This window comes from Pedococcus sp. 5OH_020 (assembly GCF_027812955.1).
Taxonomy (GTDB): Bacteria; Actinomycetota; Actinomycetes; order Actinomycetales; family Dermatophilaceae; genus Pedococcus.
In genome coordinates, this window is record NZ_JAPYZV010000006.1 from 70,456 (window position 1) to 85,370 (window position 14,915).

15 protein-coding genes and 1 tRNA gene are annotated in these 14,915 nt (G+C 71.3%); 11 read left to right on the forward strand and 5 right to left on the reverse strand.

Annotated elements, in window-relative coordinates; translation table 11 throughout:
* Positions 1 to 32: 32 nt before the first annotated feature.
* The 4 genes from PHA84_RS12320 to PHA84_RS12335 all read left to right on the forward strand — a co-directional run bounded on the left by PHA84_RS12320 (position 33) and on the right by PHA84_RS12335 (position 1,812).
* Positions 33 to 106, forward strand: a tRNA-Met gene (locus PHA84_RS12320).
* A 150-nt stretch (positions 107 to 256) separates the two neighbouring features.
* Positions 257 to 691 (forward strand): hypothetical protein, encoded by a 435-nt coding sequence (locus PHA84_RS12325; RefSeq protein WP_270888415.1) that lies wholly within the window; start codon positions 257 to 259, stop codon positions 689 to 691.
* 128 nt (positions 692 to 819) lie between these two features.
* Positions 820 to 1,269, forward strand: coding sequence for a hypothetical protein (locus tag PHA84_RS12330; protein WP_270888416.1), 450 nt, complete (start codon positions 820 to 822; stop codon positions 1,267 to 1,269).
* 231 nt (positions 1,270 to 1,500) lie between these two features.
* A complete protein-coding gene (locus tag PHA84_RS12335) occupies positions 1,501 to 1,812 on the forward strand; it encodes a hypothetical protein (protein WP_270888417.1) in 312 nt (103 codons plus the stop codon).
* Positions 1,813 to 1,878: 66 nt separating this feature from the next.
* Here PHA84_RS12335 and PHA84_RS12340 read toward each other — a convergent pair whose 3' ends face one another.
* From PHA84_RS12340 to PHA84_RS12360, 5 genes are all read right to left on the reverse strand, one after another.
* On the reverse strand, positions 1,879 to 2,877 hold the full coding sequence (locus PHA84_RS12340) for a molybdopterin-dependent oxidoreductase (RefSeq protein WP_270888418.1): 999 nt from the start codon (positions 2,875 to 2,877) through the stop codon (positions 1,879 to 1,881).
* 82 nt (positions 2,878 to 2,959) lie between these two features.
* The gene (locus PHA84_RS12345; RefSeq protein ID WP_270888419.1) at positions 2,960 to 3,925 is read right to left on the reverse strand and encodes a DUF389 domain-containing protein; all 966 of its coding nucleotides are present in this window, start codon (positions 3,923 to 3,925) and stop codon (positions 2,960 to 2,962) included.
* Positions 3,926 to 3,995: 70 nt separating this feature from the next.
* Complete coding sequence (locus PHA84_RS12350) at positions 3,996 to 4,673, reverse strand: response regulator (RefSeq protein ID WP_270888420.1); 678 nt, start codon at positions 4,671 to 4,673, stop codon at positions 3,996 to 3,998.
* Positions 4,670 to 6,100, reverse strand: coding sequence for a sensor histidine kinase (locus PHA84_RS12355; RefSeq protein WP_270888421.1), 1,431 nt, complete (start codon positions 6,098 to 6,100; stop codon positions 4,670 to 4,672). The genes PHA84_RS12350 and PHA84_RS12355 overlap by 4 nt, the downstream gene beginning before the upstream one ends.
* A 4-nt stretch (positions 6,101 to 6,104) precedes the next feature.
* Complete coding sequence (locus PHA84_RS12360; protein WP_270888422.1) at positions 6,105 to 8,054, reverse strand: APC family permease; 1,950 nt, start codon at positions 8,052 to 8,054, stop codon at positions 6,105 to 6,107.
* A gap of 194 nt (positions 8,055 to 8,248) precedes the next feature.
* Here PHA84_RS12360 and PHA84_RS12365 point away from each other — a divergent pair, with 194 nt between their 5' ends.
* From PHA84_RS12365 to PHA84_RS12395, 7 genes are all read left to right on the forward strand, one after another.
* Positions 8,249 to 9,556 carry an NAD(P)/FAD-dependent oxidoreductase gene (locus PHA84_RS12365; protein WP_270888423.1) on the forward strand — a complete coding sequence of 436 codons (1,308 nt, stop codon included), beginning with the start codon at positions 8,249 to 8,251 and terminating at the stop codon, positions 9,554 to 9,556.
* Positions 9,556 to 10,287 carry a DUF1365 domain-containing protein gene (locus tag PHA84_RS12370; RefSeq protein ID WP_270888424.1) on the forward strand — a complete coding sequence of 244 codons (732 nt, stop codon included), beginning with the start codon at positions 9,556 to 9,558 and terminating at the stop codon, positions 10,285 to 10,287. Before PHA84_RS12365 ends, PHA84_RS12370 begins: the two co-directional genes overlap by 1 nt.
* Positions 10,284 to 11,624 (forward strand): class I SAM-dependent methyltransferase, encoded by a 1,341-nt coding sequence (locus PHA84_RS12375; RefSeq protein ID WP_270888425.1) that lies wholly within the window; start codon positions 10,284 to 10,286, stop codon positions 11,622 to 11,624. The genes PHA84_RS12370 and PHA84_RS12375 overlap by 4 nt, the downstream gene beginning before the upstream one ends.
* Positions 11,621 to 12,424, forward strand: a complete 804-nt coding sequence (locus tag PHA84_RS12380; RefSeq protein ID WP_270888426.1) for a DUF1295 domain-containing protein — start codon at positions 11,621 to 11,623, stop codon at positions 12,422 to 12,424. Before PHA84_RS12375 ends, PHA84_RS12380 begins: the two co-directional genes overlap by 4 nt.
* A 9-nt stretch (positions 12,425 to 12,433) precedes the next feature.
* Positions 12,434 to 12,856: an HIT family protein gene (locus PHA84_RS12385; protein WP_270888427.1), complete on the forward strand. Its 423-nt coding sequence runs from the start codon at positions 12,434 to 12,436 to the stop codon at positions 12,854 to 12,856.
* A gap of 34 nt (positions 12,857 to 12,890) precedes the next feature.
* The gene (locus PHA84_RS12390; RefSeq protein ID WP_270888428.1) at positions 12,891 to 13,388 is read left to right on the forward strand and encodes a methylated-DNA--[protein]-cysteine S-methyltransferase; all 498 of its coding nucleotides are present in this window, start codon (positions 12,891 to 12,893) and stop codon (positions 13,386 to 13,388) included.
* Between the two features lie 128 nt (positions 13,389 to 13,516).
* A complete protein-coding gene (locus PHA84_RS12395; RefSeq protein ID WP_270888429.1) occupies positions 13,517 to 14,842 on the forward strand; it encodes a hypothetical protein in 1,326 nt (441 codons plus the stop codon).
* The last annotated feature ends 73 nt before the right edge of the window (positions 14,843 to 14,915 follow it).

The following is a 14,915-nucleotide window of genomic DNA, read 5'->3' on the forward strand; positions in this document are numbered from 1 at the left end:
GACAGAGGTGTCCCGTAAGGTGGTGTCACCGACGCGGGGTGGAGCAGCTCGGTAGCTCGCCGGGCTCATAACCCGGAGGTCGCAGGTTCAAATCCTGCCCCCGCTACTCACGTGGTAGCACCGTCAGAGGCCCTTTCCCGGTATGGGAGAGGGCCTCTGACATCTCCGGGCGCCCGGCGCGGCAGGTCGTGACGGGGGAAGATGGGGCCCACGGAGAGACCGCCAGCACACCGGTGGCGCGGGACGGAGGGTTCGCATGAGTGAGGATGCGGCGAAGCGCCGCGCTGAGCGTGCCGAGCGGGCGGACTACCACGTCGAGGCGCAACGGCGGCGTAGCGAGCAGGAGTCGGCGAAGGCTCAGGTCCTCGTCGACCGGTTCGTGGAGAAGGCCAAGGAGGCGGGGCTCCCCACCGAGGAGCTGACCGCCCGGCCATGGTCCGGACGTGGCCGCTACCGGACCGGCGTCGTCGGCTGGTACCTGCGCCGCGACCGCTCGATCGGCGTCGGCGTGGACGGCGGCTACTACGTACTCGTCGTACCGCCGGAGCGGTTCGGCCGCTGGCGTACGGTCCGCGTGGAGCCCACCGCTCCGCCGCTCCAGGTGGGCCAGGGAGCTCGCGACGGCGAGTCTGTGGCCCTCCACGTCCTCCTGGAGCTGCGGCTGCAGTGGTCCGGCGCGTCCGACGCCTGAGCGTTCGGGTCTCGGGGGGAACGCCAACCAGGGAGACCGGATCTGTCAGCACAGGGGGCGGCGGGCATGAGGACGAAAAGCCAGGGTATGTAGCGCGGGGACGGCTCAGTGCGGCCGCCCTGGGACCGATGGCCCCCATCGGAACGGACACCATCGCAGCGAGCCCGGAGGCAGGCGTGGGACTGACAGCGCGACAGGTCTCGCTGGGCCAGGGAACGTTCAACGTGCTCGGCGGTGCCTGGCCGCTGGTCAGCATGCGGAGCTTCGAGGCGGTGTACGGCCCGAAGGCGGACGACTGGCTCGAGCGGACGGTGGCTGGGCTGCTGATGACCGTCGGCGTCGGCCAGCTGCTCAGTGTCTCCGACGATGAGCTCAGGGTGTCTCGCCGCATCGGCCTCGGCACTGCGGCCACGCTGCTGCTCGTCGACCTGGTGTACGTGCCCAAGGGCCGGATCAGCCGGATGTACCTGCAGGACCTGGTGTGCGAGGCGGCCTGGATCGCGGCCTGGGGCGCGGTGACCACACGGGGATCTCACGGGCCGGCCGGCCGGAGACGCGCCGGCCGGCAGCGCTCTTGAGCCTTCCCGGCGTCACTCCACGTGAGCTCCCGCGGCGTCACTGCACACCGGGGCGTCACCGCACACCGGGCGGTGTGCAGGGTCCAGCCCGGCACTTGACCGGGGCACCCGTCGACCTACCATGGAAGCGACCCCCGCTGCGACGGCACAGAGGCGCAGGCCAGCACAGGGGCCGGCCACCGGGAGACGCCCGGCGGCGCGTCCACACCGGTGTGGGCAGCAGGAGCAGCGATGAGCGACGTGACCACGGACAAGCCGAAGCTCCACTCCTCTCGGGTCGATCGAGATGACATCGACGGGGGCCTTGACACGATGTCGGTCCGAGACCTCCTCGCCGCTTTGGCGCATGTCGAGGCCGAGCTGCGCCGGACCCCCTTCCTGACCACTCGCAACGGGTCTACGGCGATCAACCCCGATGTGGCGCCCCTGCTCTCACGCCAGCGGCAGCTGGTCTACCGGCTTCAGGAGCACCGGACATCCCAGAGCCGGGGGGAGGCGGACCGCAGGAGGTCCGCCGCCTGGCCGCCGCCACCCTGGTCGTAAACCCGCAACAGGTTCAGCCGCCCGCCACCTGCGGACGCTGCAGTCTGCTGTGGCTGCAGGGTGCGGTCACTGCAGGGGCAGCGGCACCTGGACCCACCACGGTTCGCTGTCGTGCTGGACCCGGACCACCCACTTGACCCAGTGGTAGCCGCGTCGTCCGGGGACAACCAGACGGACCGGCGCTCCATGCCCGGCACTGAGCTCTGTGCCGTCGATCCGGGTGGCCAGCAGGAGCTGGTCGGTGAGCGGCAGCCGGCGCGCGTAGCCGGTAGCACTGGTCACCTCGACGGTGCCGGTGGCCGTAGGGGGAAGCAGTCGCGCCAGCCGTACGCCCGACCACTCGTGCCTGGTCCACCAGCCGCCCGTGCAGTCCAGTACGGCGACCTGCCGGTCGTCCCAGTCGGCGAGGTCCTGCAGGGACCAGTCACGCGAGTCATCACCGGTTGCCACGGTCAGCCGCCAGGTGTCTGGGTCCACGGCGGGCACCCGGTCGAAGAGCCAGGACGTCTCCGGGACTGCGGCGACCGAGGAGGACGCCAGCTGGAACGAGCCGGTCGACCGACGGGCACCGGGTGACGTGGTGAGGGCGCTGGCCACCCGAGCCGACACCTCGAGGAGTCCCGCGGCGGAGGCCACCACAGCGCACCGCAGGAGCCAGCGACGGGACAGGTCGGTACGGCGTGGGTTGATGCGCCGACGGCGCGCGTGCCACAGCGTGAGAGCAGCCGCGCCGACCCCCGTGCCGACGTGCGCCTGCAGGGTCGTCATGCGCGAGTCGGCGAGGAGGATGCCGACGCGGTGCGCCATACCGGTGAGCAGAGCCAGCACCACCGCAACCGTCAGGAGCAGCGACGTCGCCCTACCGGACCGGCGCGCCCGGCGAAGCCCACGACGCACGACCACCGACTTCCACGGCACCAGTACGACGACGGCCAGTCCGACGACGCCGTGCAGCGCGGCGATCGCCCAGACCGGACCACTGCCGAGGAGGAACATGACGAAACCCGACGCGGCGGCGAGTGGAACCAGCGCCAGGAGAACGAGGTTCGCGAACCGACCGTTCATCCACCCACGGTAGTGCCGACGGCTCCCACGCGTGTGAGCTGTGGTTCACTCCCGCCCGGTCCGTCGACGTGGCCTCGCCGGCTCACGGCGTACGGTGGCGCAGCCGGCCCATGAGTCGGGCGCGACGCGCCGACATGCGTGCCCACACCCTCTGCTGGAGGGCCAGCGTCAACCAGCCGGCGATGGCCATCCCGGAGAGGTTGACAACCAGCTGGAGGGTGCTGCCGCGCACCTCGGCCCACGCGCCGAACGCCAGTCCCAACGCGACGTTCCCGGCTGCCGGAACGGTGGTGACCGAGATGAAGACGCCCGAGAGCCCACCCGTGCGCGCCGACGTCAGCGACAGGACCCCCGCGGCGCCCGCGATCACCGCGACGACGAAGGACCACTTGTCCGGCGAGTAGATGAAGTTGGTCCCCGGACGCCGTCCCGCCACCTCTGCCAGCGTCACCCAGCCCAGCGACCTGACGACGACCGCGAACAGGGTCGTCACGACGATCCCGCCGGCGAACCCCGCCACCAGGGTCCGGGCGGCGAGGCGCAGCAGCGTCCAGCGCCGCCTCACCAGCGCCACTCCCAGGGCGGCGACCGCCCCGAACTCCGGGCCGAGGACCATCGCGCCGATGACGAGGATCTGTGAGTCGAGGACGATGGCGATGGTGGCGATCATCGTCGCCAGCGTCATGAAGGAGGCGTAGGTCCAGTTGAGCTCGGAGTCCTCGTAGGCCCGTTGCGTCACGTCCGCCCAGACCACCGCGTCGGCCCCGCTTCCGGGCGTACGTCGCTCGGCCTCGAAGCCGTCGCGGGACAGCCAGGCCGTGACGGGCTCGAGCTGCACGGTCCCGTTCTCGTGGACCCCCATGGTGACCAGCGCCTGGACCAGGTCGCTGGCCGCCTCGCGTGCCACGTCGGCCAGGACGAGGTCTCCCGCAGGGTGCAGGCAGGCGCCGCGTACGAGGGACAGGCTGCTCACGCTCGGGTCCTCACCCAGGACGCGCACGACGTCCTCGGTGAGTTCGGCCGGGCAGGAGACGCGAAGGGTGAGCATGGTGGGTAGTGTCTCCCAGCTGGCGACCACGATGGACGCGCCGGCGTCGACCACGGGCGACCGGCTCCGGTCATGGCTCGAAGCGGTAGCCGAGTCCCGGCTCGGTGATGAGATGACGTGGGTGTGAGGGGTCAACCTCGAGCTTGCGACGAAGCTGCGCCATGTACACGCGAAGGTAGTTCGTCTCGTCCTCGTACGCCGGTCCCCAGATGTCGTGCAACAGCCGGCGACCGGGCACGAGCTTGCCCGGCTGGCGGACCAGCGCCTCGAGGAAGTGCCACTCGGTGGGGGTCAGCCGGACGTCGTGCGAGTCGCGCTGGACGCGCTTGGCGCCGAGGTCGATCCGCAGCGTCGCGGTCTCCACGACGGGCACTGCGGCCGTGGCCTCTGCGCTTCGACGCAACGCCGCACGCACACGCGCCAGGAGCTCGTCCATGCCGAAGGGCTTCGTGAGGTAGTCGTCGGCGCCCGCGTCGAGACCGTCCACCTTGTCCCACTGCGAGTCCCTGGCCGAGAGGATGATGATCGGCACGTTCGTCCAGCCGCGAAGGCCCTGCACGACCTCCACACCGTCTACGTCTGGCAGGCCGAGGTCGACGACCACGAGGTCGGGCACGGTGGACGCGGCCGCCCGGAGGGCCGACCGGCCGTCACCGACCGCCTCGACGTCGTACCCCCGCGCCTTGAGGTTGATGGCCAGAGCGCGCCGCAGCCGGTCCTCGTCCTCCACCACCAGGACTCTTGTCATCGCGCCACCGGCACCGTCACGCTCATCGTCAGCCCGCCCCCTTCAGTCTGTCCTGGGGCGAGCCGGCCACCGAGCGCCTCGGTCAGTCCGCGGGCGATCGCCAGTCCGAGCCCGACGCCGTCGCGGGAGGTGTCTCCCAGTCGCTGGAAGGGCTGGAACATCTCCTCCCAGCGACCCGGCGACACTCCGGGGCCTCGGTCGACGACCTGAACCACCAGCGTTTCACCCAGCTCGCTGGCGCTCACCCGAACCGGATGGTCGGCCGGGCTCCACCGCACGGCGTTCGCGACCAGGTTCGCGAGCACCCGCTCGAGCAGTCCCGGATCCACCCACGCGGCGGGGAGGTCCTCGGGAACGGCGACCTCGACGCCTCGCGAACCCGTCGAGAGAAGGGCGCGGCCCACCACCTCGTCCAGCGCGACACGGCGTGGGTGCACCGACAGGGCGCCGGCCTGGACCCGGCTCATGGCAAGGAGGTTGTCCACCAGGTCGGCCAGCCGGTCCGCGCCCTCCTCGATGGAGGCCAACAGCTCGTCCTCCTCACCCTCCTCCCAGTCCATCTGCGGCTGGCGCAGGCCTGAGGCCGCGGCCTTGATCCCGGCGATGGGCGTGCGCAGGTCATGGCTGACGGCGGCCAGCAGGGCAGCTCGGACGCGGTCCGTCTGGGCCAGCTGCTCCGCTTGCGCCGCCTGTGCGGCGAGTCCCTGACGCTCCCACGCCCTGGCCGCGCTCCCGGCGAGCACCTCCAGGAGGCGCCGGTCCTCGGCGAAGACGTCAGCGCCGTATGCCGCCAGCACGAGCCCCTGGCCCGCCGGGACCGAGAGGGAGGCCGGGCCGACGCCCTCTGGGCCCACGGACGCCAGCACCGTGCCGTCCTCCTCCAGCAGCGCCACCGTCGCCATCGAGAACAGCGTCCGTACCTGCCCCAGCACGTCCTCCACCCCTGCCGCAGAGGCCTCGGCGGCGCTGAACCGGGCGACGAGCCTGGACTCGAGTCGGTCGCGCTCGGCGACGGCACGACGCCTGGCACCGACCTCCACCACCACGCTGACGACCAGGGCCCCCAACAGGAAGACGACGAGGTCCACCACCGAGCTCCGGTCGTGGACGGCGAAGGTGCCGTAGGGCGGGGTGAAGAACCAGTTGACCAGGAGAAAGGAGCACGCGCCGGCGAGGAGCCCCGGCACCGCACCACCGAGCACCGCGACGACGACGACCCCGAGCATGTACACCAGCAGCGTGCTCTCACGGGCCAGGTCGCCCCGGAGGTGGACGAGCACCGCGGTCTCCAGCGGAAGCCCGACGGTCGCGAGCAGCAGACCGGCCACCACCCTGCGACGCGGCAGCCCCCCGGCCCCGGACGGCAGGACGCCCAGCTCTCCCCGCGCGATGCCGGCCAGGGGCCGCGGCGGGTCCGCTCCATCCATGCGGTCAGCGTCCCACAGGGGCGTGCGAGGTTCGGCGGTCCTGCGTCGCCTCGCTCAGCTGCCACGGGACGTTCGTCACCGTCACGCCCGGCTCGAAGAGCAGACGCGCCTTCAGTCTCAGCGCACTCTGGTTGTGCAGCAGGTTCTCCCACCAGTGGCCGACGACGTACTCCGGGATGTAGACGGACACGAGGTCTCGGGGATGGGCCCGGCGAAGCTCGCAGATGTGCTCCAGGACGGGTCCGGTGATGTCGCGGAAGGGAGAGTCGAGCACTGTCAGAGGCACGGGAACGTCGCGCTCGACCCAGTCACGCATGAGCTGCTCCGTCTCCGCGGCACGGGTCCGCACGGTCAGCGCTGTGAGCGTCGCCGGCCGGGTGGCTCGAGCGAACGCCAGGGCACGAAGGGCCGGTGTGTGCAGCGCCGACACGAGCACCAGGACATGGATCCGGCTGGGCAGCAGCACCCCTCCGGGTGCCGGACGCAGGCGACGTCCGAGGCTCTCGTAGTACCGGTGCACGAGCGTCATGAGCGCGTAGACGACCGGCATGGCGATCACCACGATCCACGCGCCGTGGGTGAGCTTGCTGACCAGCACGATGACCAGGACGAGGCCGGTGGTCACCGCGCCGATGGCGTTGACGGCCAGCTTGCGGCGAACCAGCCTCCGGTCGGCGCGAAGCCGTAGGCGCCGCAGGTCGGACGTCCAGTGCCGGACCATCCCCGCCTGGCTGAGGGTGAACGAGACGAACACGCCGATGATGTAGAGCTGGATGAGGCGGGTGGTGCTCGCGTCGAACACCAGGATCAGAAGCCCTGCCAGCGCCGCGAGGATCAGGATGCCGTTGGAGAAGACGAGCCGGTCTCCGCGGCGGGACAGCTGGCGCGGCAGGTAGCCGTCGTCCCCCAGGATCGACGCGAGGATCGGGAACCCGTTGAAGGCGGTGTTCGCCGCCAGGACGAGGATCGCGGCGGTGAAGGCCTGGACCGCGAAGAACCCCGCTGACCCCTTGCCGAAGACCGCCGAGGCGAGCTGTGCGATGACGGTCCTCTGCTCGTAGCCGGCAGGGGCCCCGACCAGGTTCGCCGGGTCGGGCGACACATGGACGTGGGCGAGAACGGCCAGAGCGGTGATCCCTACGAACATCACGACCGTCAGGGCACCCATGACGAGCAGCGTCGCGGCCGCGTTGGCACTCTTCGGCGGGCGGAAGCTCGGCACCCCGTTGCTCACGGCCTCCACGCCGGTCAAGGCCGTGCAGCCCGACGCGAAGGCGCGAAGCAACAGGGCCACCAGGAGCAGGCCGCTGGCATGGCTGGTCGTGTGCAGGCCGATGCTCGCCGACTCGGCCACCGGGGTGCTGCCCCGCAGGACGGACCAGAAGCCGAGGACCAGCATGGCGAGGACGCACACCACGAAGCCATAGGTTGGCACCGCGAAGGCGCTGCCGGACTCCTTCACGCCACGCAGGTTCACTACAGCCAGTAGGCCCACGCCCAACAGCGACAGCGACACCGCGTGCGGCGCCAGGACGGGCAGGGCCGACACGATGTTCGCCACCCCGGCGGCGACGGACACGGCAACCGTCAGGACGTAGTCGACAAGGAGGGCGCTCGCTGCCACGAGGGCCGCGCCTCGTCCCAGGTTCGCTCGGCTGACGGCGTAGGCCCCGCCACCGTCGGGGTAGGCATGGCAGGTCTGACGGTACGAGGCGACCACCACGACCAGCAGGAGGACAACGCCCAGGCCTACCCAGGGAGTCAGGTGCAGCAGCGAGACGCCCCCGAGGCTCAGCACCAGGAGGATCTCTTCCGTCGCGTAGGCGTTGGAGGACAGCGGGTCGCTGCAGAAGACGGGCAGCGCCAGCCGCTTCGGCAGCAGGGTCTCTCCCATCCGTGAGCTCTGCAGCGGCCGGCCCACCAGGAGACGCTTCGGGAGGGAGACGATGCTCATGTCTGCAGGCAAGCACGCCACCGGGCCCCTTCGGTCGGTCCTGATGCCTCCTTGACGGTGCCCCGGGCGATCTTGACGGCTTCTTGACGGCGCACGTCGGGAGGGCGGTCGGCGGGGCCTCGGACTGGGCCCAATCCATCCGTACGAGGGCGCCGAATGACGGGGGCATCCGCTCCCGCACCGATTGGACCCTCATGCCAGCACCACGCCGCGCCGTCATCGGGAGCGGGATCGCCGGGCTTGCCGCCGCTCATGTGCTCAGCACGCGAGGGCCGGTGACCCTGTACGAGGCCGACAACAGGCTGGGAGGGCACGCCGACACCCACCGGGTCCACGTCGCCGGCCGCACCGTCCAGGTCGACACCGGGTTCATCGTGCACAACGACCGGACCTACCCGACGCTGCTTCGGCTCTTCGGCGAGCTGGGCATTGCGACCCAGGAGTCGGACATGTCCATGTCGGTGCGCTGCGACGAGGCAGGGCTCGAGTACGCCGGCGGCAAGGGCGCCCGAGGTCTCTTCCCCAGGCCGGTAAACCTGACCACACCCGCCTACCTGCGACTGCTGGGCGAGGTCCGGCGGTTCCACCACGAGGCTCGGGCGGTGTTGCTGCTCGGTGACAGCGACACCGAACGCGACCAGACGCTGGCGGAGCTGGCGGAACGATGCGGTCTCAGCGGCTACTTCCGGCGGTACTTCCTGGAGCCGGTGGTGGCGGCGGTCTGGTCGTGCGACCCCGCAGTGGCGCTCGAGTACCCGGCTCGGTACCTCTTCGAGTTCCTGCACCACCATGGGATGCTCACCGTCTTCGGCTCGCCCACCTGGCGCACGGTCGTAGGCGGTTCCGCACGGTACGTGGAGCGGTTGGCCGCCGGGCTGGACGACATCCGGCTCAGTGCCGGCGTCACGTCGGTGCGCGAGACCGACGGTCGTGTTGTCGTGCGGGACGCGACCGGCGGACAGGAGAGCTTTGCCGACGTCGTCGTCGCCACGCACCCCCACCAAGCGCTGGCGATGCTCGCGGAACCCACCCAGGCACAGAGCGAGGTTCTGGCGGCGATCCCCTACTCGCACAACGTGGCACAGCTCCACACGGACGAGTCGGTCCTGCCCCGGAGCTCCGGCGCCCGGGCGTCCTGGAACTACCTGCGGCGCCCCGCGGGCGACGGGGCGGGCGTCCTCGTCACGTACGACCTGACCCGGCTGCAGCGGCTCCACCTGAGCGGCACTCGACTCCTGCTGACCCTGAACGGCACCGACGTGGTGGACCCCAGCCTGGTCATCGACACCATGCACTACGAGCACCCGTTGTACACGCCCCGTTCCGTGGCGGCCCAGCGCCGGCTACCGGAGATCGACACCCCGCACGTGGCCTTCGCCGGCGCTTACCACGGCTGGGGCTTCCACGAGGACGGCGCGAGGTCGGGGGTCCGGGCCGCGGCGGCCCTCGGCGTCGGCTGGGACGCGGCGGTACGCGCGTCGCAGGAGCAGGTACTCGCCTGATGAAGGCGTCCCTGACCACCCGCATCTACGCGACGTCGGTTGCCCATGCTCGCTCCGAGCCCGTGCGGCACTCCTTCCGGCACCGCAGCCACACCTGGCTCGTCGACCTCGACGACCTCCCGAGGCTGGGGATCCTCGGCCCCCTGGGCCGGTTCCTGCCCCGGGACCACCTCGGTTCTGGGGCGGGGACCCTGCGGGGGAACCTCGAGGCCTACCTGGACACGCAGGGGGTGACCCTTCAAGGCGGCCAGGTGCGGATGCTCGCCATGCCGCGTGTCCTCGGAGCCGTCTTCAACCCCATCTCGGTGTACTGGTGCCACGGTCCGCAGGGAGAGCTGCGCTGCACTGTGGTCGAGGTCCACAACACCTACGGTGACCGGCACGCCTATCTTGTCCACCCGGACGAGCGCGGGCGCGCCGAGGTCGACAAGACGCTCTACGTCAGTCCCTTCAACGACGTCTCGGGGTACTACCGACTGACCGTGCCGGAGCCTGACGACCGTCTGCGCCTTCAGGTCGTCCTGGAGCGGCCTGGACGGGACCCCTTCGTCGCGACGGTCAGCGGGCGGTCCCTGCCAGTCACCGCCGGGACCGTCCTGCGTCTGGCCGTCAGGCAGCCGCTGGAGCCGCTCGCCGTGTCCGCACGGATCCGGGTGCACGGCGTCCGCCTGTGGCTGCGGCGCCTACCGGTCCACCCCCGCCCGACCCATCACCAGGAGGCAGTCCAGTGACCACCGCCACCGCACGCCTTGCCGGCCGGCCAGCAGTCGACCCCAGGCACTGGCCGCACCTCGCAGTCCCCAGTCATAGCGTTCGTCGCGCGCTGCAGGCCCAGCTGGCGCAGACGTTGTTCCGGTCGATCGTCCGCAGGCTCCCGATGCGCGCCGAGCTCGCCGAGCGGGAGCTGATCGGGGGTGGCGCGCACGACTCCAGCGCTCCGGTGATGCGCCTGCGCCGCCCGGAGGCCTTCTTCGGAGCCGTCGGCGCGGACGGGCTGATCGGGTTCGGAGAGTCCTACATGGCCGGAGACTGGGACTCGCCGGACCTCGGGCGCCTCCTGGGGGTCTTCGCGGCACAGCTCCCCACGCTCGTGCCGGCACCCTTGCAGCGCCTGCGCTCCCTCTACGTGGCGCGTCACCCCCGCTCCGAGCGGAACACGAGCACGAACACCCGCAGCAACATCGCCCGCCACTACGACCTGTCGAACGACCTGTTCGCCACGTTCCTCGACTCGACGCTGAGCTACTCCGCGGCGCTGTTCGACGGTCTGAGCACCATCGGCGAACCGCTGGCCGGGGAGTCCGTGACGGTCAGCCGGCCGGCCCAGCCGCAGAGCTGGGACGTCCTGTCCCGGGCGCAGGAGCACAAGATCGAGCGGATCCTCGACGCCGCGCGGGTGGGCGAAGGGACCCGTCTGCTCGAGATCGGCACGGGCTGGGGGGCGCTGGCGGTGAGCGCCGCCCGCCGCGGTGCGTCCGTCCTGACCGTCACGCTCTCCAGCGAGCAGCAGGCTCTCGCCAGGGAGCGGGTGTCCGCCGCCGGGCTGAGCGACCGGGTCAGCGTGGAGCTGCTCGACTACCGCGCCGTAGAAGGCCGGTTCGACTCCATCGTCTCGGTCGAGATGGTCGAGGCGGTCGGGCACGACTACTGGCCCGAGTACTTCCGCACCCTGGAGCGTGCGCTGGCGCCCGGCGGGACGGTCGCCCTCCAGGCGATCACCATGCCCCACGAGCGGATGGTGGCGACTCGCGAGACCTATACCTGGATCAACAAGTACATCTTTCCCGGTGGCTTCCTGCCCTCGACCCAGGCCATCATCGACGTCACCCGCGACCACACCACGTTGCGCCTGGTGGACCGGCTCTCCTTCGGCCAGCACTACGCCGAGACGCTGCGACTGTGGGACGAACGGTTCGTGGCCTCGCTCGACAGGGTGCACGCGCTCGGCTTCGACGAGGTCTTCGCGCGCATGTGGCACTTCTACCTGGAGTACTCGCGGGCCGGCTTCACCTCCGGGTACCTCGACGTGCAACAGCTCGTGCTTCGGCGGGCAGAGGGCGCGACATGACGGTCGACGGCTCGAACCTCCTCGTGGTGAGCGGTCTCTCGCTGCTGGCGGTCGTCGTCCTCATGACGCTCACCGCTCTGGTGGGCAGGCGCCAGGGCAGGGTCAGCGTCGTGGACACGGCGTGGGGGCTGGGCTTCGTGCTCGTCGCAGGCGTGGCCGCTGTGGCCGGCCACGGCTCCGGTCCGCGCCGTCTACTGCTGCTCGTCCTCGTCGCGCTCTGGGGCCTCAGGCTCGCGTGGCACATGCACCGGCGGAACTCCGGCAAGGGGGAGGACCCGCGGTACGCCGAGATGCTCGCGGAGCAGGCGGGCAACCCCACCCTCGTGGCAGTCCGCAAGGTGTACGGCGTCCAAGGTGTCTCTGTCTGGTTCGTGTCCCTGCCGATCCAGGTGAGCGCCGCCGCGGGCGGGGGACTCTGGCCCGTCGCTGCGCTCGGCGTGCTTCTGTGGGCGACCGGTCTGACGTTCGAGGCGGTCGGGGACCACCAGCTCGCACGGTTCAAGGCGGACCCGGTCACGCGGGGCACGGTCATGGACCGCGGACTGTGGGCGTGGACTCGGCATCCGAACTACTTCGGCGACGCCTGCGTCTGGTGGGGGATCTACCTCGTCTCGGCGAGCGCCTGGCCCGGCGTACTGACGGTCCTGTCGCCCGTGGCGATGACCTACTTCCTCGTCTTCGCGACCGGCGCCCGGCTCCTGGAGAGGCATCTGGCCCAGCGACCCGGCTACGCCACGTACCGTCAGCGCACCAGCTACTTCCTGCCGCGGCCGCCGAGAGGGCCGTGGCGGGCGCACTAGAGTCCCGGCGTGGACTGCCTCTTCTGCCGGATCGTCGACAGCGCGGTACCGGCCACCGTCGTAGTGGACGAGCCCTTCGTGCTCGGCTTCCTGGACACCCGTCCCGTCTTCAAGGGACACGTGCTCCTGGTGCCCAAGATCCACGTCGACACGTTCCTCGACCTGCCGGCTGAGCTGCTGCCCGTACTGATGGGCGCCGCCCAGCGCCTGGCGACCGCCGTCGTGGCCGGCCTGGGGGCCCAGGGGTCCTTCGTCGCGATGAACAACGTCGTCTCCCAGTCCGTCCCGCACCTGCACGTCCATGTGGTGCCGCGGACCAAGGGCGACGGGCTGCGCGGGTTCTTCTGGCCACGCACGAGGTATGCCTCGGACGAGGAGGCCGCGACGTACGCGGCTCGCGTCGCCGCCGCGCTCCCCGTCCCGCCCGGCTGAGGGCACTGTCGGCATCGGCTGGGACGATGACGCGGTGAGGACCCACACCACGCTGCCGTCGCCGGTCGGTGACCTGACAGTCGTGGCCGAGTCGGGCAGCCTGGTCCGCCTCTCCATGGGCGGACCGAAGGGTGGTGTGGACGCGGGCGGCCTGGGCCGCCGGGACGACCGGGGTCTGGCCGCCGCGGTGAAGCAGCTGGAGGAGTACTTTCGCGGCTCGCGAACCACCTTCGAGCTCTCCTTGGCGCCCGAGGGGAACTCCTTCCAGCACAGAGTGTGGGAGCTGCTCATGCAGATCCCGTACGGCCAGACCCGCAGCTACGGCGACCTGGCGCGCGCCTTGGGCGACGTGACGCTCAGCCAGGCCGTGGGCGCGGCGAACGGCCGTAACCCCATCGCCATCGTCGTTCCCTGCCACCGGGTGATCGGTACGGACGGAAGCCTGGTCGGCTACGCAGGAGGTCTGGAGCGTAAACGCTTCCTCCTGGCGCTGGAGGAGTCGGCCGAGACCCGCGCAGGCAGGCTGTTCTGACCAGGGACGGGTGATGCCGGCGTGACGCCAGTCCGCTTTGCTCCTCGTCCGTTAGTGCCATCTTCGCGCGGCGCGGGTTCCGCAGCGGTGCCCGTGGGTCAAGGTCGTCCTGCGGAAGGGAGAGAAGTGTGAGGCTGCTCAGAGCCGGCGTTCTTGCGGCCACGGTCGCCGCGCTCGCTGTGCAGGGCGGGTCGGTGCTCCAGGCACGGTCCGCGGCAGAGCAGCTGCGGCCCCCGGTCCAGGCGCGGGCTGCGTCCCGTAGTCACCCCGCGGTGGCGCCCGACCACGCCGTGGCTCCGGTCCCGCCTCAGTGGTCCTTCGACGACGCCCGTGGCTCTCTCGCCTTGGGCCGAGTGCGACCGGTCGCCGCGGTGAGCCGCCCCGCGACAGCCACGACCGCCGGTGGACGGCCGCTGAGGCGCCCCCCGAAGAAGGCGGCGACCGGGACCGCTCCGCGAACCGGCAGTCCGCAGGCGGTGCTGGCGGCGGCCTACCGAGCGGCCCAGCGACGCTCCGACGCTGGTTGTCACCTGCCGGTGGACCTGCTGGCCGCCATCGGCCAGGTCGAGTCCGGCTCCGTCGGTGGACGGTCGGTGGACCGCGGGCATCGCGTCACGCCCGCGATCTACGGCCCACTCCTGGACGGCGGGCCCTTCGCGGTCGTCCGCGACACCGACGGCGGCCGCTACGACGGCGCGAGCGACTACGACCGCGCAGTGGGGCCGCTGCAGTTCCTGCCGGGGACCTGGGGCTGGGCAGGTCGGGACGGGGACGGCGACGGGCGCCGGGACCCGCAGAACGTCTATGACGCGGCTCTCGCCACTGCGGGGTACCTCTGCCAGGGCCGGAACCTCGCGCGGACTGGCGACCTGCGGTCGGCGGTCCTGTCCTACAACAACTCCGCGGCGTACCTGTCCACCGTCCTGGAATGGGTGACGTTCTTCGACCGGCACGGGCTGGCCGCTCTGGACGACGTGGCGTTCCGCGTGGGCTCCGGCGGTCGCGCCAGCGCCCTGGGCCCTGCTCCGACCTCGGGAACGAGCTCGACGGCCTCTGTCGGCGCTGTCTCCAAGGACCACCCGGCGGCTGCTGTCCCGGCGGCGACCTCGCGGCCTGCCTCGACGCCCCAGCCAGCACCATCGCCGACCAGCACGCCCACCACCCCGCCGAAGCGGTCACCGGCCCCGGCTCCCTCACCCTCTCCCAGCAGCCCGTCTGACCCAGCGCCCACCACGCCTGCGCCGGACCCCACGACCACCCCGCCACCGGCCCCCACGACCCCGGTGCCGGACCCCACCACGCCGGTTCCAGACCCCACGACCACGGTGCCGGACCCGGTCTCGAGCTCCACGGTGCCCAACCCCACAGTGCCGACAACGGCGGTGACGACAACCGCGGTGACGACAACGGCGGTGACGACAACCGCGGTGACCCAGACGAGCACGCCGGGCTGACCACCCGCTGGGACGCGGACGTGATCCCGGTCGCACCGGGTGCACGCTGTCGAGGCAGCCGGCATACGTACGC